At 57.3% G+C, this 24,847-nt stretch carries 21 protein-coding genes and 1 other annotated feature; of the genes, 11 read left to right on the forward strand and 10 right to left on the reverse strand.

The features are described 5' to 3' along the window. Positions 1-9 precede the first annotated feature (9 nt). The 7 genes from dnaX to B2Q93_RS10355 all read left to right on the forward strand — a co-directional run bounded on the left by dnaX (position 10) and on the right by B2Q93_RS10355 (position 8,247). Positions 10-1,944 (forward strand): DNA polymerase III subunit gamma/tau, encoded by a 1,935-nt coding sequence (gene dnaX, locus B2Q93_RS10325; protein WP_040076865.1) that lies wholly within the window; start codon positions 10-12, stop codon positions 1,942-1,944. Then, positions 1,274-1,338: a sequence feature (DnaX frameshifting element), on the forward strand. Its footprint overlaps the gene before it by 65 nt. A gap of 53 nt (positions 1,945-1,997) precedes the next feature. Further along, a complete protein-coding gene (locus B2Q93_RS10330; protein WP_032616874.1) occupies positions 1,998-2,330 on the forward strand; it encodes a YbaB/EbfC family nucleoid-associated protein in 333 nt (110 codons plus the stop codon). Then, positions 2,330-2,935, forward strand: coding sequence for a recombination mediator RecR (recR, locus tag B2Q93_RS10335; protein ID WP_040076863.1), 606 nt, complete (start codon positions 2,330-2,332; stop codon positions 2,933-2,935). Before B2Q93_RS10330 ends, recR begins: the two co-directional genes overlap by 1 nt. Before the next feature lie 111 nt (positions 2,936-3,046). Further along, on the forward strand, positions 3,047-4,921 hold the full coding sequence (gene htpG, locus B2Q93_RS10340; RefSeq protein ID WP_286932830.1) for a molecular chaperone HtpG: 1,875 nt from the start codon (positions 3,047-3,049) through the stop codon (positions 4,919-4,921). A gap of 227 nt (positions 4,922-5,148) precedes the next feature. After that, positions 5,149-5,793: an adenylate kinase gene (gene adk, locus B2Q93_RS10345; protein WP_040076861.1), complete on the forward strand. Its 645-nt coding sequence runs from the start codon at positions 5,149-5,151 to the stop codon at positions 5,791-5,793. Positions 5,794-5,917: 124 nt separating this feature from the next. Then, the gene (gene hemH / locus B2Q93_RS10350; protein WP_207293128.1) at positions 5,918-6,880 is read left to right on the forward strand and encodes a ferrochelatase; all 963 of its coding nucleotides are present in this window, start codon (positions 5,918-5,920) and stop codon (positions 6,878-6,880) included. Between the two features lie 62 nt (positions 6,881-6,942). Then, the gene (locus tag B2Q93_RS10355) at positions 6,943-8,247 is read left to right on the forward strand and encodes an inosine/guanosine kinase (RefSeq protein ID WP_040076859.1); all 1,305 of its coding nucleotides are present in this window, start codon (positions 6,943-6,945) and stop codon (positions 8,245-8,247) included. 75 nt (positions 8,248-8,322) lie between these two features. On the opposite strand, the gene ybaL is transcribed toward B2Q93_RS10355, so the two are convergent. Both ybaL and B2Q93_RS10365 read right to left on the reverse strand, forming a co-directional pair. Further along, positions 8,323-10,002, reverse strand: a complete 1,680-nt coding sequence (gene ybaL, locus B2Q93_RS10360) for a YbaL family putative K(+) efflux transporter (protein WP_046884425.1) — start codon at positions 10,000-10,002, stop codon at positions 8,323-8,325. Between the two features lie 232 nt (positions 10,003-10,234). Then, positions 10,235-11,455, reverse strand: coding sequence for an MFS transporter (locus tag B2Q93_RS10365; protein ID WP_286932834.1), 1,221 nt, complete (start codon positions 11,453-11,455; stop codon positions 10,235-10,237). Between the two features lie 163 nt (positions 11,456-11,618). On the opposite strand from B2Q93_RS10365, the gene ushA reads away from it, so the two are divergent. Continuing rightward, positions 11,619-13,271 carry a bifunctional UDP-sugar hydrolase/5'-nucleotidase UshA gene (ushA, locus tag B2Q93_RS10370; RefSeq protein WP_286932835.1) on the forward strand — a complete coding sequence of 551 codons (1,653 nt, stop codon included), beginning with the start codon at positions 11,619-11,621 and terminating at the stop codon, positions 13,269-13,271. Positions 13,272-13,311: 40 nt separating this feature from the next. On the opposite strand, the gene ybaK is transcribed toward ushA, so the two are convergent. The 3 genes from ybaK to copA all read right to left on the reverse strand — a co-directional run bounded on the left by ybaK (position 13,312) and on the right by copA (position 17,376). Continuing rightward, complete coding sequence (ybaK, locus tag B2Q93_RS10375) at positions 13,312-13,791, reverse strand: Cys-tRNA(Pro)/Cys-tRNA(Cys) deacylase YbaK (RefSeq protein ID WP_040076855.1); 480 nt, start codon at positions 13,789-13,791, stop codon at positions 13,312-13,314. Between the two features lie 199 nt (positions 13,792-13,990). After that, on the reverse strand, positions 13,991-14,785 hold the full coding sequence (locus tag B2Q93_RS10380) for a TraB/GumN family protein (RefSeq protein ID WP_286932836.1): 795 nt from the start codon (positions 14,783-14,785) through the stop codon (positions 13,991-13,993). Between the two features lie 92 nt (positions 14,786-14,877). Next, positions 14,878-17,376: a copper-exporting P-type ATPase CopA gene (copA, locus tag B2Q93_RS10385; RefSeq protein WP_286932837.1), complete on the reverse strand. Its 2,499-nt coding sequence runs from the start codon at positions 17,374-17,376 to the stop codon at positions 14,878-14,880. A gap of 107 nt (positions 17,377-17,483) precedes the next feature. Here copA and cueR point away from each other — a divergent pair, with 107 nt between their 5' ends. Continuing rightward, positions 17,484-17,894 carry a Cu(I)-responsive transcriptional regulator gene (cueR, locus tag B2Q93_RS10390; RefSeq protein ID WP_207293133.1) on the forward strand — a complete coding sequence of 137 codons (411 nt, stop codon included), beginning with the start codon at positions 17,484-17,486 and terminating at the stop codon, positions 17,892-17,894. Here the strand turns inward: cueR and B2Q93_RS10395 are convergent. The 5 genes from B2Q93_RS10395 to tesA all read right to left on the reverse strand — a co-directional run bounded on the left by B2Q93_RS10395 (position 17,891) and on the right by tesA (position 21,757). Further along, positions 17,891-18,343: an NfeD family protein gene (locus B2Q93_RS10395; protein WP_286932838.1), complete on the reverse strand. Its 453-nt coding sequence runs from the start codon at positions 18,341-18,343 to the stop codon at positions 17,891-17,893. The two genes, cueR and B2Q93_RS10395, sit on opposite strands and share 4 nt — an antisense overlap. Further along, a complete protein-coding gene (locus tag B2Q93_RS10400) occupies positions 18,340-19,254 on the reverse strand; it encodes an SPFH domain-containing protein (protein ID WP_040076850.1) in 915 nt (304 codons plus the stop codon). Before B2Q93_RS10400 ends, B2Q93_RS10395 begins: the two co-directional genes overlap by 4 nt. A gap of 168 nt (positions 19,255-19,422) precedes the next feature. Beyond that, complete coding sequence (locus B2Q93_RS10405; RefSeq protein ID WP_286932840.1) at positions 19,423-20,277, reverse strand: co-chaperone YbbN; 855 nt, start codon at positions 20,275-20,277, stop codon at positions 19,423-19,425. Positions 20,278-20,334: 57 nt separating this feature from the next. Further along, positions 20,335-21,144 carry an SDR family oxidoreductase gene (locus B2Q93_RS10410; RefSeq protein ID WP_154298746.1) on the reverse strand — a complete coding sequence of 270 codons (810 nt, stop codon included), beginning with the start codon at positions 21,142-21,144 and terminating at the stop codon, positions 20,335-20,337. Further along, on the reverse strand, positions 21,134-21,757 hold the full coding sequence (gene tesA, locus B2Q93_RS10415) for a multifunctional acyl-CoA thioesterase I/protease I/lysophospholipase L1 (protein WP_040078576.1): 624 nt from the start codon (positions 21,755-21,757) through the stop codon (positions 21,134-21,136). Before tesA ends, B2Q93_RS10410 begins: the two co-directional genes overlap by 11 nt. On the opposite strand from tesA, the gene ybbA reads away from it, so the two are divergent. Further along, a complete protein-coding gene (ybbA, locus tag B2Q93_RS10420; RefSeq protein ID WP_046884516.1) occupies positions 21,728-22,414 on the forward strand; it encodes a putative ABC transporter ATP-binding protein YbbA in 687 nt (228 codons plus the stop codon). The genes tesA and ybbA overlap by 30 nt on opposite strands. Beyond that, positions 22,411-24,825 carry a putative ABC transporter permease subunit YbbP gene (gene ybbP, locus B2Q93_RS10425; RefSeq protein ID WP_286932841.1) on the forward strand — a complete coding sequence of 805 codons (2,415 nt, stop codon included), beginning with the start codon at positions 22,411-22,413 and terminating at the stop codon, positions 24,823-24,825. Before ybbA ends, ybbP begins: the two co-directional genes overlap by 4 nt. Positions 24,826-24,847: the final 22 nt, after the last annotated feature.

Consider the following 24,847-nt stretch of genomic DNA (forward strand, 5'->3'; position numbering starts at 1 on the left):
AGCCTGCCCATGAGTTATCAGGTGTTAGCCCGAAAATGGCGACCCCAAACCTTTGCTGACGTTGTCGGCCAGGAACATGTGCTCACCGCCCTTGCGAATGGTTTATCGCTAGGACGCATTCATCACGCCTGGCTCTTCTCCGGCACGCGCGGCGTGGGGAAAACGTCCATCGCCCGCTTGCTGGCGAAAGGTCTCAACTGCGAAACCGGCATCACCGCCACGCCGTGCGGTGTATGTGACAACTGTCGCGAGATCGAGCAGGGGCGGTTTGTCGATCTGATTGAGATCGATGCCGCTTCGCGCACCAAAGTCGAAGATACCCGCGATCTGCTGGATAACGTTCAGTACGCCCCGGCCCGTGGTCGCTTCAAGGTCTATCTGATCGATGAAGTGCACATGCTTTCGCGCCACAGCTTCAATGCGCTGTTAAAGACGCTGGAAGAGCCGCCTGCGCACGTGAAATTCCTGCTGGCGACTACCGATCCGCAAAAGCTGCCGGTAACGATCCTTTCCCGCTGCCTGCAGTTCCACCTGAAGGCGCTGGATGTTACGCAAATCCGCGATCAGCTGGAGCGCATTCTTACTGCCGAACAGGTTGAACATGAGCCACGTGCCCTGCAACTGCTGGCTCGCGCCGCCGACGGTAGCCTTCGCGATGCGCTGAGCCTGACCGATCAGGCCATTGCCAGCGGTGATGGCAAACTCTCCACCGAGGCGGTCACCTCCATGCTGGGCGCTCTCGACGACGATCAAGCGCTGTCGCTGATCGAAGCCGTGGTTGCGGCGGATGGCGAACGCGTGATGTCGCTGGTGAATGCCTCTGCGGCCCGCGGCGTCGAATGGGAAGCCTTGTTGGTTGAGATGCTGGCGCTGCTGCACCGTATTGCGATGGTTCAGCTTTCACCCGCCGCGCTCGGCAGCGATATGGCTGCTATTGAGCAGCGCATGCGCGAACTGGCCCGTACCGTCCCGCCAGCGGATGTGCAGCTCTACTATCAGACGCTGCTGATTGGCCGCAAAGAGTTGCCGTTCGCGCCGGATCGTCGGATGGGCATTGAAATGACGTTACTGCGTGCGCTGGCATTCCACCCGCGCATGCCGCTGCCTGAACCCGAAGTGCCCCAGCAGTCGTTCGCCCCGGTCGCGCCCACGGCGGTACTAACGCCGACGCAGACCGCACCGCAACCCTCGGCTCCGCCTGCGCCACGCCAGGAGGTGCCGCTGTCGGATGCCACCAGTTCGGTGCTGGCTGCCCGTAGCCAGTTGCAACGTGCTCAGGGAGCATCTAAACCAAAAAAGAGTGAACCGGCAGCGCCAGGCAGAGCGCGGCCGGTGAATAACGCCACGCTGGAACGCCTGGCATCGGTTACCGAGCGCGTGCAAAAGCAGCCATCTGCGGCCAATGCTGAGCAAAAAGCGCCGGCGAAGCCAGAGGCTTACCGCTGGAAAGCGACGACCATAACCGAAGAGGTGAAGGTTCAGGTCGCGACCCCGAAGGCGCTGAAAAAAGCGCTGGAGCATGAAAAGACACCGGAGCTTTCGGCGAAGCTGGCCGAGGAGTCGCTGGCACGCGATGAATGGGCCGCAGAGGTCAACAAACTGAAGCTGCCCAAGCTGGTGGAGCAGGTGGCCCTCAACGCCTGGCGTGAACAGGAAGAGAATCGCATCTGTCTGCATCTGCGCCCGGGTCAGCGACACCTCAATTCTGCCAGCGCGCAGCAGGTATTGACTGAGGCGCTCAGCACATTACGGGGTGCGCCGGTTGAATTGACCATCGTTGAAGATGATAATCCGGCGGTGCGCACGCCGCTGGAGTGGCGTCAGGCGATTTATGAAGAGAAGCTCGCGCAGGCGCGTGAGTCAATTATCGCGGATAATAACATTCAGACTCTGCAGCGCTTCTTTGATGCTGAGCTGGATGAAGAGAGTATTCGCCCCATTTGATCGTGAGTTTGGCTTACGGTTGTCCTGTTTAACGTGAAAGAAGAGAGAAGCCTATGTTTGGTGGTAAAGGCGGTCTGGGTGGTCTGATGAAGCAAGCCCAGCAGATGCAGGAAAAAATGCAGAAGATGCAGGAAGAGATCGCGCAGATGGAAGTCACGGGCGAATCGGGTGCCGGTCTGGTGAAAGTGACCATCAACGGTGCGCATAACTGCCGTCGCGTTGAAATCGACCCAAGCCTGCTCGAAGATGACAAAGATATGCTGGAAGATCTGGTTGCGGCAGCTTTCAACGATGCCGCTCGTCGTATCGACGAAACCCAGAAAGAGAAAATGGCCTCTGTCTCCTCCGGAATGCAGTTGCCGCCAGGCTTTAAGATGCCGTTCTGATGCAAACCAGTCCGCTGCTCACGCAGTTAATGGAAGCCTTGCGCTGCCTGCCGGGTGTAGGCCCGAAGTCAGCGCAGCGCATGGCGTTTACGCTCTTGCAGCGCGATCGTAGCGGCGGGATGCGTCTGGCGCAGGCACTGACCCGCGCCATGTCAGAAATTGGTCACTGTGCAGACTGCCGTACCTTTACCGAGCAGGAGGTGTGCAATATCTGTACGAACCCGCGTCGCCAGGAAAACGGCCAGATTTGCGTGGTGGAGAGTCCTGCGGACATCTACGCCATTGAGCAAACCGGGCAGTTCTCTGGTCGCTATTTCGTGCTGATGGGGCATCTGTCGCCGCTTGACGGTATTGGTCCGGGCGATATTGGCCTTGATCGGCTTGAGCAGCGACTTGAGTCCGAGACCATTAAAGAGGTGATCCTCGCCACCAACCCAACGGTGGAGGGGGAAGCCACCGCCAACTATATTGCCGAGCTGTGTGGGCAATATGGCGTTGACGCCAGCCGCATCGCCCACGGCGTGCCGGTGGGCGGCGAGCTGGAAATGGTGGACGGCACCACGCTGTCACACTCCCTGGCCGGACGACACAAGATTATTTTCTGACCAAACGGAGGCGGCGTTCACCGCCTCCGCTTGAAAACTCCCCCCCTTATCCCCATCTCTCACTCAACGTTTTTACCACCCCATTAAATGGCATTGTTGAGGTCGACTTAGATGAAAGGACAAGAAACCCGCGGTTTCCAGTCAGAAGTAAAACAGCTTCTGCACCTGATGATCCATTCCCTGTATTCCAATAAAGAGATCTTCCTGCGCGAGCTGATTTCCAACGCCTCGGATGCGGCGGACAAGCTGCGTTTCCGTGCGCTCTCAAGCCCGGATCTGTATGAAGGTGACGGCGATCTGCGCGTACGCGTCTCGTTTAATAAAGAAAACCGCACCCTGACCATCGCCGATAACGGCATCGGTATGACTCGCGATGAAGTGATCGACCATCTCGGTACCATCGCCAAATCCGGTACCAAAGCGTTCCTCGAGTCCATGGGCTCCGATCAGGCGAAAGACAGCCAGTTGATCGGCCAGTTCGGCGTGGGCTTCTACTCGGCGTTCATCGTGGCGGACAAAGTCACCGTGCGTACCCGTGCGGCAGGCGAAAGCGCTGAAAATGGCGTGTTCTGGGAATCTCAAGGCGAAGGCGAATACACCGTTGCCGATATCACCAAAGCGGATCGCGGGACCGAAATCACCCTGCACCTGCGTGAAGGCGAAGATGACTTCCTGAACGACTGGCGCGTGCGCTCAATCATCGGTAAATATTCCGACCACATCGCGCTGCCGGTTGAGATCGAAAAACAGGAAGAGCAAGACGGTGAAACCGTCGTCTCCTGGGAAAAAATCAACAAGGCGCAGGCGCTGTGGACGCGTAATAAGTCTGAGATCAAAGACGACGAGTACAACGAGTTTTACAAGCACATCGCCCACGACTTTACCGATCCGCTGACCTGGAGCCACAACCGCGTGGAAGGGAAGCAGGAGTACACCAGCCTGCTGTACATCCCGGCGCAGGCACCGTGGGATATGTGGAACCGCGATCACAAGCACGGCCTGAAGCTATACGTGCAGCGCGTGTTCATTATGGACGACGCCGAGCAGTTCATGCCGAACTACCTGCGCTTCACCCGTGGTCTGATTGACTCCAACGACCTGCCGCTGAACGTCTCCCGTGAGATCCTGCAGGACAGCACCGTGACCCGCAACCTGCGTAACGCGCTGACCAAACGTACGCTGCAGATGCTGGAAAAACTGGCGAAAGACGACGCAGAAAAATACCAGACCTTCTGGAAACAGTTCGGCCTGGTGCTGAAAGAAGGCCCGGCGGAAGATACCGCTAACGTTGAAGCGATCGCTAAACTGCTGCGCTTTGCCTCCACGCATAACGACTCCTCCGCGCAGACCGTGTCGCTGGAAGAGTACGTCTCCCGCATGAAGGAAGGGCAGGAGAAGATCTACTACATCACCGCCGACAGCTACGCCGCGGCGAAGAGCAGCCCACACCTGGAATTGCTGCGTAAGAAAGGCATCGAAGTGCTGCTGCTGTCTGACCGCATCGACGAATGGATGATGAACTACCTGACCGAGTTCGACGGTAAATCCTTCCAGTCCGTTGCAAAAGCTGACGAGTCTATCGATAAGCTGGCAGACGAAGTGGATGAAAGCGCGAAAGAAGCCGAGAAAGCGCTGGAGCCGTTCGTTGAGCGTGTGAAAACCTTCCTGGGCGATCGCGTGAAAGAGGTGCGCTTCACCCACCGTCTGACCGATACCCCGGCGATTGTGACCACCGATGCCGATGAAATGGGTACTCAGATGGCGAAACTGTTCGCGGCGGCAGGCCAGGCGATGCCGGAAGTGAAATATATCTTCGAGCTGAACCCGGATCACACGCTGGTGAAACGCGCAGCGGATACCCAGGACGAAGCACGCTTCGCCGAGTGGGTTGAACTGCTGCTGGATCAGTCCCTGCTGGCCGAACGCGGCACGCTGGAAGATCCTAACCTGTTCATTAAACGTGTGAATGCGCTTCTGCTGGCGTAATTAACCCTTACCCCTTACCCAGCCCTCTCCCCAAAGGGGAGAGGGTGTTCAATTTCCCTCTCCCCTTTGGGGAGAGGGTTAGGGTGAGGGGAAACCTCCTGCACTCCGCCAAATAATCTCCCCCGTTAACCGTTTCAGCCGTCCCGCCTTCCTTGAGCCACATCCGTTCTGATGGTATTGTTTAGCGCTTTTGAAAAATTGAACCAACTTTTGAGGGGATTTTCGCAATGCGTATTATTCTGCTTGGCGCTCCGGGCGCGGGTAAAGGAACTCAGGCTCAGTTCATCATGGAGAAATACGGTATTCCGCAAATCTCTACTGGTGACATGCTGCGTGCCGCTGTTAAATCTGGCTCCGAGCTGGGCAAACAGGCGAAAGACATCATGGACGCAGGCAAGCTGGTCACCGACGAGCTGGTTATCGCCCTGGTGAAAGAGCGCATTGCGCAGGAAGACTGCCGTAACGGTTTCCTGCTGGACGGCTTCCCACGCACCATTCCGCAGGCTGATGCCATGAAAGAAGCGGGCATCAACGTGGACTACGTTCTGGAGTTCGACGTTCCAGACGAGCTGATCGTTGACCGTATCGTTGGTCGTCGCGTGCACGCTGCCTCTGGTCGCGTTTACCACATCAAATTCAACCCGCCGAAGGTTGAAGGTAAAGACGATGTGACCGGCGAAGAGCTGACCACCCGTAAAGACGATCAGGAAGAGACCGTGCGTAAACGCCTGGTGGAATATCATCAGATGACCGCGCCGCTGATCGGCTACTACTCTAAAGAAGCGGAAGCGGGTAACACCAAATACGCGAAAGTTGACGGCACCCAGGCCGTTGCTGATGTCCGTGCAGAGCTGGAAAAGATCCTCGGCTAAGTGCACGTTTCTCACCCGGATCTCCGGGTGAGAAAAATTCTCATCCCACCTATTACAGCAATGGGTTTCGTTTACCCACATTTCCGCTACAATTGACCCCTATTCAAATGGTTAAGAGGCGTGAATGAGTCAGGCGAAAACAGGCATCCTGCTTGCCAATCTGGGTACCCCAGAAGCCCCCACCCCTGCGGCGGTAAAACGCTACCTGCGTCAGTTTTTAAGCGATACGCGCGTCGTGGATACCCCGAGATTACTCTGGTGGCCGCTGCTGCGCGGTGTCATTCTGCCGATTCGTTCCCCGCGCGTCGCAAAGCTCTATCAATCCGTCTGGATGGAAGAGGGCTCGCCGCTGATGGTCTATAGCCGTCGTCAGGAGAAGGCCCTGGCCGCCCGGTTACCGGATATGCCCGTTGAGCTGGGGATGAGCTACGGCAAACCCTCCCTTAAAAGCGCCGTCGAAGCGCTGCTGGCACAGGGGGTTGAGCACATTGTGGTACTGGCACTCTATCCGCAATACTCCTGTTCTACGGTGGCCGCCGTCTGGGATGAGCTGGCGCGCATTCTGGCGACCCGCCGCCGCATTCCGGCCGTGACCTTTATTCGCGACTACGCCGATAATGAACTTTACATCCAGGCGCTCGCCAGCAGCGCGCGCGCGTCGTTTGAAAAGCATGGCGAGCCGGACCTGCTGCTGCTCTCCTACCACGGGATTCCCCAGCGTTTTGCCAACGAAGGGGACGACTACCCGCAGCGTTGCCGCGATACCACGCGCGAGCTGGTCTCTGCGCTTGGTCTGCCGCCCGAGAAGGTGATGATGACCTTCCAGTCGCGCTTTGGCCGCGAGCCGTGGCTGACACCGTACACTGACGAAACCCTCAAAATGCTCGGTGAGAAAGGCGTGAAGCATATTCAGGTGATGTCGCCGGGCTTTGCGGCGGACTGTCTGGAAACGCTTGAGGAAATTGCGGTACAAAACCGCGAATTCTTCCTTGAAGCCGGGGGCACAAAGTACGAGTACATTCCGGCACTTAACGACTCGCCGGAGCACATTGAGATGATGGCCTCGCTGGTGACGAACAGCCGCTGATCGCGCTGAAGGCCGGGTTTGTGCTACCATTCCCGGCCCATAATCCTTGCACAGTTCAGACCATGAAATTTCCCGGTAAACGTAAATCCAAACACTACTTTCCCGTCAACGCCCGCGATCCGCTTTTGCAGCAAATTCAGCCAGAAACCGAGACCAGCGCAGCCTGGGTGGTCGGTATCGATCAGACGCTGGTGGATATCGAAGCCAAAGTGGATGATGCGTTTGTCGCGCGTTACGGTCTGAGCGCCGGCCACTCGCTGGTCATTGAAGATGATGTTGCCGAAGCGCTGTACCAGGAGCTGGTGCGCGAAAACTTAATCACCCACCAGTTTGCCGGGGGCACCATCGGCAACACCATGCACAACTACTCCGTGCTGGCCGACGACCGCTCGGTGCTGTTGGGCGTGATGTGCAGCAACATCGAAATCGGTGGCTACGCCTACCGCTACCTGTGCAACACCTCCAGCCGTACCGACCTGAACTATCTGCAGGGTGTAGATGGGCCGATTGGCCGCTGCTTCACGCTGATTAGCGACTCCGGCGAGCGTACATTCGCCATCAGCCCGGGGCACATGAACAAACTGCGCGCGGAGAGCATCCCGGAGGCGGTGATTGCGGGCGCGTCCGCGCTGGTGCTTACCTCCTATCTTGTGCGCTGCAAGCCCGGCGAACCGATGCCGGAAGCGACCATGAAGGCGATCGAGTACGCCAAAAAATACAACGTGCCGGTCGTCCTGACACTGGGCACCAAATTTGTTATCGCCGATAACCCAGAGTGGTGGCAGGCGTTTCTGAAAGAGCACGTCTCGATTCTGGCGATGAACGAAGAAGAGGCCGAAGCGCTGACCGGCGAAAGCGATCCGCTGCTGGCATCTGATAAGGCGCTGGACTGGGTGGATCTGGTGCTCTGTACCGCCGGGCCGGTTGGGCTGTATATGGCGGGCTTCACGGAAGAAGAGAGCAAGCGTAAAACCCAGCATCCGCTGCTGCCGGGGGCGATTGCTGAGTTTAACCAGTACGAATTCAGCCGCGCGATGCGCCACAAAGACTGCGTTAATCCACTGCGTATTTTCTCCCACATCGCGCCGTATATGGGCGGACCGGAGAAAATCATGAACACCAACGGCGCGGGCGACGGTGCGCTGGCGGCGCTGCTCCACGACATTACCGCCAATGCCTACCATAAAACCAACGTGCCGAACTCCAGCAAGCACAAGTTCAGCTGGCTGACCTATTCGTCGCTGGCGCAGGTGTGTAAGTACGCGAACCGCGTAAGTTATCAGGTGCTCAACCAGCACTCCCCGCGCTTAACGCGTGGCCTGCCGGAGCGGGAAGATAGCCTCGAAGAGGCGTACTGGGATCGCTAAAAGCAAAAAGGCAACGTCAGTTGCCTTTTTATATTGGCTCCCTCTCCCTGAGGGAGAGGGCCGGGGGTGAGGGCATCAGCCCGCCGTTACCGTCTCATTTGCTGGCGGTTTCGTCAGCAGCGTCAGCATCGTATTGGCAATCTCGCGTTCGCCCATCACCACCTGATTGGCACCACGTTCAGTAATGTAATCCACCTCATCGTCATAATGGGCGCGGGCGATAATCTCGATATTCGGGCACTTTTCGCGGGCGGTCGCCACAATTTCTCCCGCTTCATAGCCATTCGGAATAGTCAGCAACAGCCAGCGGGCGCAATCCAGATGGGCCAGATTCATGATCTCTTCGTTGGCCGCATTGCCCAGCACGGCACGTATTCCGCGCTCTCGCAGCTCATCCACGCGGGTGCGTGAGGTCTCAATTACCACCAGCGGTACGCCCTGTGCCATTAATTTCTCACCCAGCAGGCTGCCGACGCGGCCGAAGCCCACCAGCAGCGCGTGATTGCAGATATCGACCGGGATCTGTTTCTCATCTTCAATGGCCTCTTCCAGCGTCTGCTCATCCAGGGTCTCGGTCTTGTCGAGATACTTCTCCAGCAGGGCAAACAGCACCGGATTCAGCATAATGGAGAGGATCGCCCCCGCCAGCACCAGGTTCTGTCCGGCCTGCGGCAGCAGATTCAGCGCCATCCCCAGACCCGCAAGAATGAAGGCAAACTCACCAATCTGCGCCAGACTGGCGGCGATGGTCAGGGCGGTGCGCGGCGAGTGGCCGAACATACGCACCAGGAAGAAGGCGATAAGCGACTTGCCGAAGATAATGATGGCCAGCGTACCCAGCACTGCCAGCGGCTGATCGATCAGAATGAGCGGATCGAACAACATCCCCACCGAGACAAAGAACAGCACCGCAAAGGCGTCACGCAGCGGCAGCGTGTCGTGGGCGGCACGATGGCTCAGCTCGGATTCATTCAGCACCATACCGGCGAAGAACGCTCCCAGCGCGAAGGAGACGTCGAAGAGTTCAACGGCACCGAAGGCAATGCCCAGCGCCAGGGCCAGTACGGAGAGGGTAAACAGTTCGCGTGAACCGGTAGCAGCGCTGCGGGCCATAATCCAGGGGACCAGACGGCGGCCCACCAGCATCATGATAGCGATGAAGGCCACTACCTTACCGATGGTGATACTCATATCCAGCGCCAGCGTGGCCAGGCCGACGTTATCTTTCTCGATCATCCCTGCGACGGCTGGCAACAAGACCAGCGTCAACACCATTACTAAGTCTTCCACAATGAGCCAGCCGATAGCGATCTGCCCGCGCTGGCTGTCTATTAACTGTCTCTCTTCAAGCGCACGCAGCAGCACTACGGTACTGGCGGTAGAGAGGCAGAGCCCAAAGACGATACCGGTCATCAGCGACCAGCCCAGCAGTGCTGAAAGCGCCATTCCCAAAAGCGTCGCCACCCCTATCTGGGCGATTGCGCCGGGTATGGCGATCGACTTTACCGCCATTAAGTCCTTCAGAGAAAAATGAAGACCCACACCAAACATCAGCAGGATCACGCCCAGTTCTGCCAGTTCAGGCGCAAGTTTAGTATCAGCAACGAAACCCGGAGTAAATGGCCCTGCCAGCACACCCGCTAATAAATAACCGACCAGAGGAGATATACGAAGTTTGTTGGCAATCATGCCAAGAATAAAAGCGAGCACAAGACCACCAACAATGGTGGTGATAAGCGGTGTGGCGTGGTGCATTCCGTCTCCTTTCGTAGCTGTGTTGATCCATTTTTGGTGGTTAACCAAAAAACCTGGTAATAGTTTATGACAAAATTAATGATTATGTTTATGAATAATTGTTGAAATTTGAATAAAAGAGCAATAAGCGTGAAAAAAAGCAGATTCGGACAAATTAACCCGAGGAGAGAGAGGAGAGGCTTGTGCCATAAGGGGAGGAGGCGGCCAAAGTTTGAGTTTGGCCGCGGGTAAATCAGTCTTTTTGCCGGTTATCAGGCAGGAATATGGTCAACATCCCCAGAAGAGGCAGGAAAGCGCATATTTTGTAGACCAAAAAGATAGTGGTATGGTCGGCGATCAGCCCCAGAACCGCTGCCCCAAGGCCTCCCATCCCGAAGGCAAAGCCGAAAAAGAGCCCTGAAACCATACCGATACGGCCCGGAAGCAGCTCCTGAGCGTACACAAGAATGGCGGAAAATGCCGAAGCGAGGATAAACCCAATTATCACCGTTAAAACGCCCGTCCACCAGAGGCTGGCATAGGGTAAAACAAGGGTGAAAGGGGCAACGCCAAGGATAGAGCCCCAAATCACATATTTACGCCCAATCTTGTCGCCCAGTGGCCCGCCAATAAAGGTCCCGGCAGCAACCGCAAACAAGAATGCAAACAGGTGGAACTGGGCGTTCTGCACCGATAAGCCGAATTTTTCCATCAAATAAAAGGTGTAATAGCTGCTAATGCTGGCCATATAGAAGTATTTCGAGAAAATCAGCATTAACAGAATGCTGATGGCCAGGATCACCTTATCCCGGGGCAGCGGATTAACTACAGGTGCCTTAGGTTTGCCCTTGTTGACACGATGTTGAGCAGCATACCAGCGGCTGATTTGCGCCAGGACCACGATGGCCAGAAGCGCTGCCAACACAAACCACGCGACATTCCCTTTACCGTAAGGGGCGATAATTACTGCTGCCAGCAGTGGCCCCAGTGAGCTCCCAAAGTTACCGCCCACCTGGAACAAGGATTGCGCCAGACCGTGACGGCCACCGGAGGCCATCCGCGCCACGCGCGATGACTCAGGATGAAATACGGAAGAGCCCGTACCCACTAGCGCCGCCGCGACCAGCACGGCTTCAAAGCTGCCCGCCATCGCCAGCAGAACCAGCCCGCTCAGGGTAAAGCACATGCCAATCGGTAGCGACCAGGGCATCGGATACTTATCTGTCCAGTAACCCACCACCGGCTGCAACAGCGATGAGGCCAGCTGGAAGGTGAGGGTAATCATGCCTATCTGCACGAAAGTGAGTGAGAATTCGCTCTGCAGCAGCGGATAGATCGCCAGAATCAGCGACTGAATCATATCGTTAAGCAGATGCGAGAGGCTGATGGCACCGAGAATGCCAAAAGAAGTGCGCGCCTTCGATGACGATGGCGGAGCGCCGGAGGCCGGCTGGGTTGTTTCACTGATTGCCATAAATACCACGTCGGATGTTATTAGAAATGCAGGGTGTAATTATTATTCAACTAACATACCTTTCAGCGACATTTGAAGGAAGTCGCAATTCTGAAAACTTATTTGTCTATTCTGATTACTCATTGTAATTTTTGCGTTTGTCTAAAGGTCAGGGAGAGAGAATATGAAGTTTGTGAAGCGAGGCGTCGCGTTGGCGTTGCTGGTGGCCGGGAGCGTGGCAAGCCTGCCTGCCCAGGCATATGAAAAAGATAAAACTTACAAAATCACCATCCTGCACACCAACGATCACCACGGTCACTTCTGGCGCAGCGAATACGGCGAATACGGTCTGTCCGCGCAAAAAACGCTGGTCGACGGCATTCGTAAAGAGGTGGCAGCCGAGGGTGGCAGCGTATTACTGCTTTCCGGCGGCGATATCAATACCGGGGTACCGGAGTCAGATTTGCAGGATGCGGAGCCTGATTTCCGTGGCATGAATTTAATCGGCTATGACGCGATGGCCGTCGGTAATCATGAATTCGATAATCCGCTTACGGTATTACGTCAGCAGGAAAAATGGGCCAAATTCCCGTTCCTCTCTGCCAATATTTATCAGAAAAGCACCGGCGAACGTTTATTTAAGCCGTGGGCCATCTTTAAACGTCAGGATATTAAAATCGCGGTGATTGGTCTGACGACAGACGATACGGCGAAAATCGGAAATCCGGAATTTTTTACCGACATCGAATTTCGCAAACCCGCTGAAGAGGCGAAACTGGTCATCCAGGAGTTACAACAGAACGAAAAACCGGATGTCCTGATCGCTACCACCCATATGGGCCATTACGATAATGGTGAACACGGTTCTAATGCGCCGGGCGATGTGGAGATGGCGCGCAGCCTGCCTGCCGGCTCGCTGGCAATGATTGTGGGTGGTCACTCACAAGATCCGGTGTGCATGGCCTCTGAAAACAAAAAACAGGTTGATTACGTGCCAGGGACGCCGTGCGCCCCCGATCAGCAGAACGGGATCTGGATTGTACAGGCGCATGAGTGGGGCAAATATGTCGGTCGCGCCGATTTTGAGTTCCGCAATGGCGAAATGAAGATGGTCCGTTATCAACTGATTCCGGTCAATCTGAAGAAGAAAGTGACCTATGACAACGGTGAGAGTGAGCGTGTGCTCTTCACCCCCGAAATTGCCGAAAACCAGCAGATGCTCTCCATGCTCACCCCTTTCCAGAATAAAGGCAAAGCGCAGCTGGAGGTAAAAATTGGTACGCTCAATGGCCGTCTTGAGGGCGATCGCAGCAAGGTACGCTTTGTGCAGACCAATATGGGGCATCTGATCCTGGCGGCGCAGATGGCGCGCACCAATGCCGATTTTGCGGTGATGAGCGGTGGTGGGATACGTGACTCTATCGAAGGGGGCGACATCACCTACAAAGATGTGCTGAAGGTACAGCCGTTTGGCAACCTGGTGGTCTATGCCGACATGACCGGTAAAGAGGTGACCGAATATCTTACCGCCGTAGCGAAGATGAAACCCGATTCCGGTGCCTATCCTCAATTTGCCAATGTCAGCTTTGTGGCAAAAGAGGGTGTGCTCAACGATCTGAAGATCAAAGGCGAGCCCGTCGATCCGGCAAAAACCTATCGCATGGCAACCCTGAGTTTTAACGCCACCGGCGGCGATGGTTATCCGCGTCTGGATGAGAAACCGGGGTATGTGAATACTGGCTTTATTGATGCTGAAGTGCTGAAGCAATATATCCAGCAGAATTCACCCCTGGATGTGAATAGCTATGAACCGAAAGGTGAAGTGAACTGGCAGTAACGATTCACAGTACCGGCCTGGCAGCAGGCCGGTACGGCGTTTAATCCCGGCGAGCGATATCCGCAAACTGCGCATCCAGCATTTTCGCCAGATCCGCCGCGGCCAGCTCAATATCCAGGCCGCGTTTGCCACCAGAAATATAGATAGTGTCAAACGTCTGTGCCGGGGCATCAATGACCGTTGGCAGGCGTTTTTTCTGCCCCAGCGGGCTTATCCCCCCCACCAGGTAACCCGTGATACGTTGCGCAACCATCGGGTCAGCCATATCCACTTTCTTCGCCCCCAGCGCCTTTGCCACCTTTTTTAAATCTAACTGCCCGGCCACCGGGGTAACCGCCACCGCCAGGTGCTTCATATCGCCATTAATCGCCACTAATAGCGTCTTATAAACCTGATCGGCATTGAGCCCAAGTTTTTGCACGACTTCATCGCCGAAGTTCGTTTCGTTAGGGTCATGATCGTAGGCGTGGATGCGGAAAGAAACCTTGTTTTTTTCGAGTAATTTAACGGCGGGTGTCATAACAATCCTTCTTACCAAAGACAGTGTATGTGCTCAGCATACGTCCGGATGTTGCTTAAAAAATAGCACCATCTTGCGCAATAGTGTTGGCAGTGATGGGCACTTTGAGCGACAATCGAGAGATCCGGAGGCTTCCTCCGGCATAACTAAAATAATGAAATTCCTCTTTGACGGGCCAATAGCGATATTGGCCATTTTTTTAACGCAGCAATGCGGGCAAATTTCCCTCGCCATACAAATGCAGCGCCCCCACGGCCACGACATAACGTCCCGGCGGTAGGGCGTGGAGCTTCTCACACCAGGCCTGGTTTCGGGCGTGCATTAATACGTCGTAGAGCGATTCACTAAAGGTGGCTGGCAGCGCCTGCGGGCTGGCGGCGGGCGGCGCATCCAGCCACCAGCTAATCATCGTCTGTAGCAGCCGGGCGTTGGTGTGCCAGTGGGTCAGCGTATCTTCCAGCAACAGTATTCCGTCATTTGGCAACTGACGCAGCAACGCTATCTGGCTGTCAGCCCCTTCCAGCTCTATCACCGGCATGGCGCGTTCACGCGCCAGATGCAGCAACTGATAATCAATGCCGTAATCGCCCCGGAGCCCCAGACGCTGCGCCTGTGTGGCCTGCAACACCATGGCAATTTGCCACAACGGCTGAGTTTCGAGCATCGACAGCGGTATGCTCAGCTCGCCGGCCAGCCGTTCCAGCTCGGTGAGCTGTTCAGGGCTGAGGCGTTCCGCCAGAGGAGGGGGGATCGCCAGATCGGCGAAGGGTGAGTCGTTGCCCGAAATATCGGCTTCAACGATTAACGCATCGGCTTTTTGCACCAGGCGGATCAGTCCGGAAGGTAGCGGCGACATATCTTGCGTGCCCATATGAATACTGCCTACCAGGTGCAGATGTTGCCCGCCGGGCAGTACGATATCCAGCCCCGGCCAGGGATAACGGCGTGGAAAGTGCGCGCTCAATGCAGATTTTATACGGCTAAACAGACTCATACGCGCTCCCTGTAGCGAAAGGTTCATGCTAGCGCGCAGCAGGGAAAGGTGCAAACTTTAGCCCCTCCCGGCAGGCGGGAAGGGCTGTTACGTCAGGCTTTAGGTTTGAAGCGCAGCAAACGGTTCGCGTTACTCACCACGGTAATGGAAGAGAGCGCCATTGCCGCTCCGGCCACGACCGGATTAAGCAGAGTCCCGGTTAGCGGCCATAAAATCCCCGCTGCAACTGGAATGCCCAGCGCGTTATAGACGAAGGCCCCCATCAGGTTTTGCTTCATGTTGCGCAACGTCGCCTTTGCAATGGCCAGCGCGTCCGCTACGCCCGTCAGGCTATGACGCATCAGGGTGATAGCGGCGGTTTCAATTGCTACATCGCTACCGCTGCCCATGGCAATCCCCACCTCTGCCTGGGCCAGCGCCGGGGCATCGTTAATGCCATCGCCCACCATGGCCACCTGGCGCCCCTGGCGCTGCAGATTTTTAATGGCGTCGGCTTTGCCATCCGGCAGCACCCCGGCAATAACTTCATCAATACCCGCCTCTTTTGCAATGGCTGCCGCGGTGGTGGGATTGTCACCGGTCAGCATCACCAGCCGATACCCGGCGCGGTGCAGTCTTTGCAGTGCCTCGACGCTATCCTGGCGCAGCGGATCGCGAATGGCGAACAGCGCGGCCACTTTACCCTCCACGGCCAGCAGCACCGGCGTAGCCCCTTGTGATGCCTGCGCGTTCAGCTCATCGGCCATCGCGGCGGTATCAATGCCGTTCTCATTCAACAGCGCTTCGTTCCCCAGCAGCAGGGGACGCTGGTCTGCTTCGCCGCTAACGCCCAGGCCGCGCAGGGTGCGGAAATTGACCACCTGCGGCAAGTTCGCCTCTCCGGCTTTTTCGATGATGGCGCGGGCCAGCGGATGGCTTGAGCCCTGCTCCAGCGCGGCGGCGAGGCGCAGCGCATCATCGGCCTCAATGCCTATCGTCTTGACGGCAACCACCTGCGGTTTGCCTTCTGTCAGGGTGCCGGTTTTATCAAAGACCAGCGTATCCAAAGTACTGGCGCGTTGCAGAGCATCGGCATCGCGCACCAGCACACCAAATTCCGCGGCACGGCCTACGCCTGAGATAATCGACATGGGCGTTGCCAGCCCCAGGGCGCACGGACAGGCGATAATCAGCACCGTGGTGGCGATCACCAGGGTGTAAACAATCTGCGGTGCCGGGCCAAAGAGATACCAGATCCCAGCGCTGAACAGCGCAATCAGGACGACCACGGGGACAAAAATGGCGGAGATGCGATCGGCCAGCTGACCGATTTCAGGCTTGCTGCTTTGTGCCTGGCGCACCATACGGATAATCCGCGACAGTGTGGTATGGCTTCCCACCGCGCTGGCACGGAATAGCACGCTGCCGTCCTGCACCAGGGTGCCGGCGTGCACGTTTTCACCGCTGCTCTTTTGCTGCGGGACAGGCTCACCGGTCAGCATCGCTTCATCGAACCAGGCTTCACCTTCGGTGATCTCCCCATCGACCGGAACGCGGTCGCCGGTGGTCAGACGCAGAATCATGCCAGGCTGGACATCCGCCAGTGAGAGGCTCTTTTCACCCTCTTCCGTGATGACACGCGCGGTAGGCGGCGTCAGATCCAGTAACCGCTCCAGCGCTTTCGAGGAGCGCTGACGCGCGCGCGCCTCCAGCATATGGCCAAGATTGATCAAACCAATGATCATCGCGCTGGCTTCATAATAAAGATGGCGGGCTTCCATCGGGAACCACTGAGGCCAGAGGTTGACGCTCATGGAGTAGAGCCATGCCGCGCCCGTACCCAGCGCCACCAGCGTATCCATGGTAGCGGTGCGGTTCTTCAGGCTCTTCCAGGCGCTGGTATAGAAGTGGCCCCCGGCAAAGACCATCACCCCCAGGGTAAGCAGGCCAATGGCCAGCCACAGGCTGCGGTTTTCGGCGGTGACCATCATGTTATCGCCGAGCATCCCCCAGCCCATGACCGGGATCCCCACCAGCAGCGCGACTATCGCCTGCCAGCGGAAGCGTTTCATGGTGGCAACGGCGGTCTCTTGCTGGCGGGCGCGGCGTTCAGCATCGTCTTCAATCGCCTCCGCGCCGTAGCCTGCTTTTTCGACAGCCTGCACTAAATCAGCGGCGGAGGCGTTGCCCATCACAAGGGCAGTGCGCTCCGCCAGGTTGACCCGTGCCTGTACTACCCCCGGCACCGTTTGCAGTGCACTCTGTACCCGGGATACGCAGCTGGCGCAGCTCATGCCGTTGATCAACAGCTGCTGGCTGTCGTCAATGTCATCGGCTGCCGGAAGCTCAGAAGGGGCCGCTGTCAGTGCTTCCGACGGGATTGATGACGCTGTCAGCGGATCAGCCTTTGGGTGGCTTAACTCCGCCCCGTAGCCGGCTTGTTTGATGGTGTCGATCAGGGCTTCCGCGCTGGCGCTGCCGGTGACGGCGGCGTGATCGATAGTGACGTCCGCCGTTTCCACGTCGGCGCGTTGCTCCAGACTCTCTTTAACGCGTTTGACACAGTGGCCGCAGGAGAGGCCGTCCAGTGTCAGGTCGATGGTGTGAGACATAGTAAACTCCTTTATAATGACCCGGTCAGATAATAATCGTCATACTGTTCTCTGCTAACTATTATGAAGGTTAAACCTTCCATCAAGGGGAAGGTCAAGGGGGAAAGGTGAATATCAGTGATGTGGCAAAAAAAACCGGTTTAACCAGCAAAGCGATTCGCTTTTATGAAGAGAAGGGGCTGGTGACGCCGCCGCTGCGCAGTGAAAATGGTTACCGCAGTTATACGCAAAAACATCTCGATGAGCTTACGCTGCTGCGCCAGGCCCGGCAGGTGGGATTTAACCTGGAGGAGTGCGGCAATCTGGTGATGCTGTTTAACGATCCCGAGCGACACAGCGCGGATGTGAAACGCAGAACCCTGGAGAAGGTGGCGGAAATAGAACGCCATATTGTTGAACTGCAGGCGATGCGGACGCAGCTGCTGGCGCTGGCCGAAGCCTGCCCGGGCGATGACAGCGCCGATTGCCCAATCATCGACAATCTTTCCGGCTGCTGCCATCGTAAGTCGGGTGCTTAACAGGATCTCACACGCAGGGTGATCCCTTCGACCGCCACCACCTCAACCCGGATTCCTGCCTGGAGGTCCTCGTCGGCCAGCACTGGCCAGGAGCTGTCGCCAACCCGCATATGGCCGCGCCCGTTTACCAGGGCGGTCTCGAGGGTGAAGCGTTTACCCACCAGCTGTTGACCACGCTGATTGAGCGCCGCATCGGCCGGTTTTTGTTCCCGCACCTGACGCGACAGCCAGCGCCACCACAGCCAGGCAGCCAGCAGGGTCAGCGCCGCGAACAGGATGCCCTGCCACTCCCAGCCGAACGGCATAAGCCACACCGCCAGTCCGGTGACCACTGCCGCTACGCCGCTCCAGAGTAAATACCCGTTGCCGCCAAGCATTTCGGCCGCCAGAAGCAGGCCGCCGAGGCTGAGCCAAAAAACATGTGGATGGGCGAGGATCAGCGCGATCATGATTTGCGCTCGTTACCGCTCTCTTTAATGAGCTCGGCAATACCGCCAATCGAGCCCATCAGGCTGCTGGCATCCAGAGGCATCATCACCACTTTGCTGTTGTTCGCGGCACCGATGTTCTGCAGCGCCTCAGTGTATTTTTGCGCTACAAAGTAGTTAATCGCCTGAATATCCCCGGCGGCAATCGCCTCAGAGACCATCTGCGTTGCCCGGGCTTCTGCTTCTGCGGAACGTTCGCGCGCTTCAGCCTGTAAGAAGGCAGACTGACGTTCCCCCTCGGCTTTCAGGATTTGCGACTGCTTCTCCCCCTCGGCCTTAAGGATTTCAGCCTGACGCACCCCTTCGGCCTCAAGAATATAGGCGCGCTTGGTTCGCTCGGCTTTCATCTGCGCGTTCATGGAGGAGATCAGTTCTGCCGGCGGGCGTACGTCGCGAATTTCGATACGCGTAACCTTAATGCCCCAGGGGTTCGTGGCTTCATCCACAATATGCAGCAGGCGAGTATTGATGCTGTCGCGCTGGGAGAGCATCTCATCCAGCTCCATCGACCCCAGCACGGTACGAATATTGGTCATGGTTAAATTGATGATCGCCAGCTCAAGGTTGCTGACCTCATAGGCCGCCTTCGGCGCGTCAATCACCTGAATAAAGCAGACGGCGTCAATGGTGACGTTGGCGTTATCCCGGGAGATGACCTCCTGAGAGGGGATATCAAGAACCTGTTCCATCATGTTGATCTTGCGACCAATTCTGTCCATAAACGGAACGATAAGACTCAGGCCGGGCTGCAACGTCGTGGTATAACGCCCAAAACGCTCAACGGTCCACTGATAGCCCTGAGGGACGATTTTGACCCCGGCGCCGACAACGACCAGCACCACAAAGATCAAGACGGGTATAACGATAAGCATGAAGAAACCTCCTGTTTTGCCTTCCATGTTTCGAGAACAACTGTTCGTTTGTTGCTCATGAGTATATCGGCTATCACAGGAGAATTCGCCCTGAAAGCGAGGGCAACGCAAGATTCAGATATAAAAAAGCCCCGCTAACGGCGCGGGGCGACAGGAAGGAGATGCGGATCAGTACAGCAGCGCATACAACTGACGACGATATTTCGACGCCAGCGCATCACCGGTACCCAGCGCAGCCAGGATCTCCTGGAACATCTTGCGCGCCTGGCCGTCAGCGGCAGCCAGATCCGTTTTCAGGTGACCAAACAGCAGCTCCAGCGCCTCTTCATTGCGGCCAACCTGATGCAGTTGCAGCGCCAGCTGGCTGGCCAGTGCGGCATCGTTAGGGTTATCGGCGACTTGCTGTTGCAGCTGCTGAATTTCTGGGGTGTCTGCCGCCTGCTTCAGCAGGTCAATCTGGGCGACCAGCCCCTGATAGCGGGTATCTTGATCCTGCATCGGCACGGTTTTCAGCACCGCTTCGGCATCGTCCGGGCGGTTCAGCACCAGCTGGGTTTCAGCCAGCAGCAGGCCAATCTGGCTATCCTGGTTCGACAACTGCCACGCCTCTTTTAGCAGCGGCAGCGCCTCGTCGTGCTTCCCTTCCTGAATCAGCGCCAGCGCCTCTTGCGCCTTTAACTCATCTTCGCGAGGCAGTACTTTTTCCAGCAGGGCGCGGATGGCCTCTTCCGGCTGTGGGCCCTGGAAACCATCGACGGGCTGGCCATTCTGGAACAGGTACACCGTAGGAATGGCGCGCAGGCCAAACTGGGAGGCGACCATCTGTTCGGCGTCGCAATCCACCTTCGCCAGAACAAACTGGCCGTTATACTGGGCGGCCAGTTTTTCGAGCACCGGGGTGAGTTCCAGGCAGTGCTGGCTACGCTCAGACCAGAAGTAGAACAGCACGGGCTTCGCCATCGACTGTTCAAGGGTCTGATGCAGGTTCGCTTCGGTAATGTTAACGATATTCTGAACTGACATGCGGCCTTCTCTTTTATGCGTTTTTATTTACATGGGGGCGGGGCGGTTAGCTTCAACTCAGCCCTGTAAAAATTTGTCCATTATCCGGCCAGGCAACAGCCGTTTCAGCAGGATAACGGCATGGGTCACCAGCGTGACCGGATAGCGCATCTTTGGACGATTGCTCTCAAAAGCATGGCGCACTTTGGCGACAACCGCCTCCGGACCGAGGGTAAAACGTGCGGCGATGCCGGGATTTTCCACCGGATTATCCGACTGGGTCTGATTCACATTTTCGGTAAAGCGGGTGCGGATTGGGCCTGGCTCAATCAGGCTCACTTTGATACCGCTGTGACGCAGTTCCATGCGCAGCGCATCAGACCAGGCTTCAAGGGCGTATTTACTGGCGGCATAGGCGCCACGGCCCGGCGTTGAAATAAGTCCCATGACCGACGAGGTCATCACAATGCGTCCCTCTCCGTGAGGGAGCATGGCGGGCAGCAATTTCATGGTTAACTGATGCGCGCCGAAAAAGTTGGCAGAAAACTGCTGCTCGAGTTGCTCGCGAGAGATGGTCTGCAGCGCGCCATAGAGGCCAAATCCGGCATTATTGAACAAGCCGTATAGCTTGCCGTTGGTCAGGGCAATCACCTCTTCGGCCGCGTGGTCGATACTTTCCGGGCTGTCCAGATCCAGCAGCACGCCGGTAAGCCCTTTGCCGTTCATCCGTTCGACATCTTCCGGTTTTCGACAGGCGGCTAACACCCAAAACCCCTGGCGCTTCAACTCAAGGGCGCTCTCAAGACCAATTCCGCTGGAACATCCTGTAATTAAGACCGATTTTTGCATAACTTTACCTGTCAGGATCTCCGCTGAATTACGAGTCATGTTTAACTAAAGGAGCCAGCCGTGTTGCCATCCAGTCGGCAATAAACGGCTGAGCATCGCGATTAGGATGGATACCATCGTCCTGCATCCATTGTGGTTTCAGATAAACCTCTTCCATGAAAAAGGGCAGGAGAGGAATATCAAACTCTTTGGCAAGACGAGGATAGATCGCGCTGAAGGACTCATTATAGCGACGTCCATAGTTTGCGGGCAGGCGAATTTGCATTAACAGCGGCTGCGCGTTGGCGGCGCGGATATCCTGCAAAATTTTACGCAGCGTCTGCTCGGTTTGCTGCGGCTGAAAACCGCGCAGGCCGTCGTTGCCGCCCAGTTCCACCAGTACCCAGCGCGGCTGATGTTGTTTCAGCAGAGCGGGCAGTCGGGCAAGCCCCTGCTGCGAGGTATCGCCGCTGATACTGCCGTTGATCACCGAAGTTTGCGTCTGCCATTTATCATTAAGGAGCGCGGGCCAGGCGGCATTCGCCGCCATCCGGTAGCCCGCGCTCAGGCTGTCACCCAAAATTAATAACGTGTCCGCCGCCGCGGCGCGGAATGTCATCAGAATCAGAAACAGGAAGGGCAAATGCCAGCGGAAAACATTGTTGAAGTTCATCATCTTAAGAAGTCCGTGGGTCAGGGTGAGCACGAGCTTTCCATCCTTACCGGAGTTGAACTCATTGTCAAACGCGCGCAGAGCATCGCGCTGATTGGCGAATCCGGTTCCGGTAAATCCACGCTGCTGGCGATCCTCGCCGGGCTGGATGATGGCAGCAGCGGTGAGGTGAAGCTGGTGGGCCAGCCGCTGCACAGCATGGATGAAGAGGCGCGTGCAGCGCTGCGGGCAAAACATATTGGCTTTGTCTTTCAGTCATTTATGTTGATCCCGACGCTTAATGCACTGGAAAACGTCGAACTGCCAGGGTTGCTGCGCGGCGAGAACAGCAGCCAGAGCCGGCGTAGCGCCAAAGCCTTACTGGAACAGCTGGGCTTGGGCAAGCGCCTTGATCACCTCCCGGCGCAGCTCTCCGGCGGCGAGCAGCAGCGCGTGGCGCTGGCCCGCGCCTTTAACGGTCGCCCGGAGGTGCTCTTTGCCGATGAACCCACCGGCAACCTCGATCGCCAGACCGGTGATAAAATTGCCGATCTGCTCTTCTCCCTGAACCGTGAACACGGTACCACGCTGATTCTGGTGACCCATGATCCTCAACTGGCGGCCCGCTGCGATCGCCGTCTGCGTCTGGTGAATGGCGTACTGCAGGAGGAAGCATGATTGCCCGCTGGTTCTGGCGCGAATGGCGCTCCCCCTCGCTGCTGATAGTCTGGATGGCGCTAAGCTTAGCGGTGGCCTGCGTACTGGCGCTGGGGAGCGTCAGCGATCGCATGGAGAAAGGCCTGAGCCAGCAAAGCCGCGAATTTATGGCGGGGGATCGGGCGTTGCGCAGCTCGCGCGAGGTACCGCAGGCCTGGCTTGATGAAGCCCGCCGGCAGGGGTTGAAAGTGAGCGAACAGCTCAGCTTCCAGACCATGACCTTTGCCGCCGATACCCCGCAGCTTGCCAGCGTCAAAGCCGTTGACGATCGCTACCCGATGTACGGTGAGCTACAGACGCAGCCACCGGGGATGAAGCCTGCCGCCGGGACGGTGCTGCTGGCACCGCGTTTGATGGCGCTGCTAAACCTGAAAGCGGGCGATAGCATCGATGTGGGTGATGCTACTCTCCGGATTGCAGGTGAAGTGGTGCAGGAGCCCGACTCCGGGTTTAACCCCTTTCAGATGGCTCCACGCCTGTTGATGAACACGGCCGACGTGGAAAAAACCGGCGCCGTGCAGCCCGGCAGCCGCGTCACCTGGCGCTATAAATTTGCCGGTACCCCGGCTCAACTCGAGTCCTATGAGAAATGGCTCCTGCCACAGCTCAAGCCCGAACATCGCTGGTATGGGCTAGAGCAGGATGAGGGGGCGCTGGGCAAATCGCTGGAGCGCTCTCAACAATTCCTGCTGCTCTCGGCGCTGTTAACCCTGCTGCTGGCGGTGGCGGCGGTGGCGGTAGCGATGAGCCACTACTGCCGCAGCCGCTACGATCTGGTGGCAATCCTCAAAACCCTCGGCGCGGGTCGGGCGCAACTGCGTAAACTGATTGTCGGTCAGTGGCTGATGGTATTGGCTTTGTCAGCCCTCACCGGCGGTGTAATGGGGCTGCTGTTCGAAAAAGTGCTGATGGTGCTGCTCAAACCGGTGCTACCTGCAGCGCTGCCGCCAGCCAGCCTCTGGCCATGGCTTTGGGCGATGGGAGCGATGGGGGTGATCTCGCTGCTGGTGGGGCTGCGTCCTTACCGGCTGTTGTTGGCCACCCAGCCACTGCGGGTACTGCGCCGTGATGCGGTGGCGCGCGTCTGGCCGTTGAAAATCTATCTGCCAGTGATGACGGCAGTGGTCGTGGCGCTGCTCGCCTGGCTGATGGGCGGCAGTATGCTGCTTTGGGCGGTACTGGCGGGGGCAGTTGTGCTGGCCTTGCTCTGTGGCCTGCTGGGCTGGATGCTGCTGAGCGTGCTGAAAGGGTTAACCGTTAAATCTCTGCCGGTGCGTCTGGCCATCAATCGCCTGCTGCGTCAGCCCTGGTCAACGCTCAGCCAGCTTTCTGCGTTTTCGCTCTCGTTTATGCTGCTGGCGCTGCTGTTGGTGCTGCGCGGCGATCTGCTGGATCGCTGGCAACAGCAACTTCCACCTGAGAGTCCGAACTACTTCCTGATCAACATTGCGCCGGAACAGATCACGCCCCTGAAGGCGTTTCTCTCAGAGCACCAGATTGTCCCGGACTCCTTCTACCCCATTGTGCGGGCGCGTCTGACGCAAATTGACGGCAAGGCGACCGAAGGTAATCAGGACGAAGCGCTCAACCGCGAACTGAACCTTACCTGGCAGGAGAAACGTCCGGATCACAACCCGATCACGGCGGGAAGCTGGCCGCCTGGGGCCGGTGAAGTGTCGATGGAAGAGGGGCTGGCGAAACGTCTGAACGTCAAGCTCGGGGATACGGTGACCTTTACCGGCGATACGCAGGACTTCAGTGCGAAAGTAACCAGCCTGCGTAAAGTGGACTGGGAGAGCCTGCGGCCTAACTTCTTCTTTATCTTCCCGCCCGGAGCGCTGGACGGACAGCCGCAAAGCTGGCTGACCAGCTTCCGCTGGGAAAACGGCAATGGCATGCTCACGCAGCTCAACCGGGAATTCCCCACTATCAGTCTGCTGGATATCGGCGCGATCCTGAAACAGGTCGGGCAGGTGCTGGAGCAGGTAAGCCGCGCGCTGGAAGTGATGGTGGTGCTGGTCACTATCTGCGGGCTGTTGCTGCTGCTGGCTCAGGTGCAGGTGGGCATGCGCCAGCGTCATCAGGAACTGGTGGTCTACCGCACTTTGGGTGCCGGCAAATCACTGCTGCGCACCACGCTGTGGTGTGAGTTTGCGCTGTTGGGGATGGTCTCCGGGCTGGTGGCCGCTATTGGTGCCGAAACGGCGCTGGCACTGTTGCAGACCCGGGTCTTTGACTTCCCGTGGGAGCCGGACTGGCGCCTGTGGATCACGCTGCCTATCTGCGGTGCGGTTCTCCTCTCGCTTTGCGGCGGCTTGCTGGGAGCGCGCTTGCTGAAAGGTAAAGCGTTATTCCGTCAGTTTGTCGGTTAATTCCCCTTCGTGAACATCACGT

Source organism: Leclercia sp. UBA5958 (assembly GCF_002430365.1).
Lineage (GTDB): Bacteria > Pseudomonadota > Gammaproteobacteria > Enterobacterales > Enterobacteriaceae > Enterobacter > Enterobacter pneumoniae.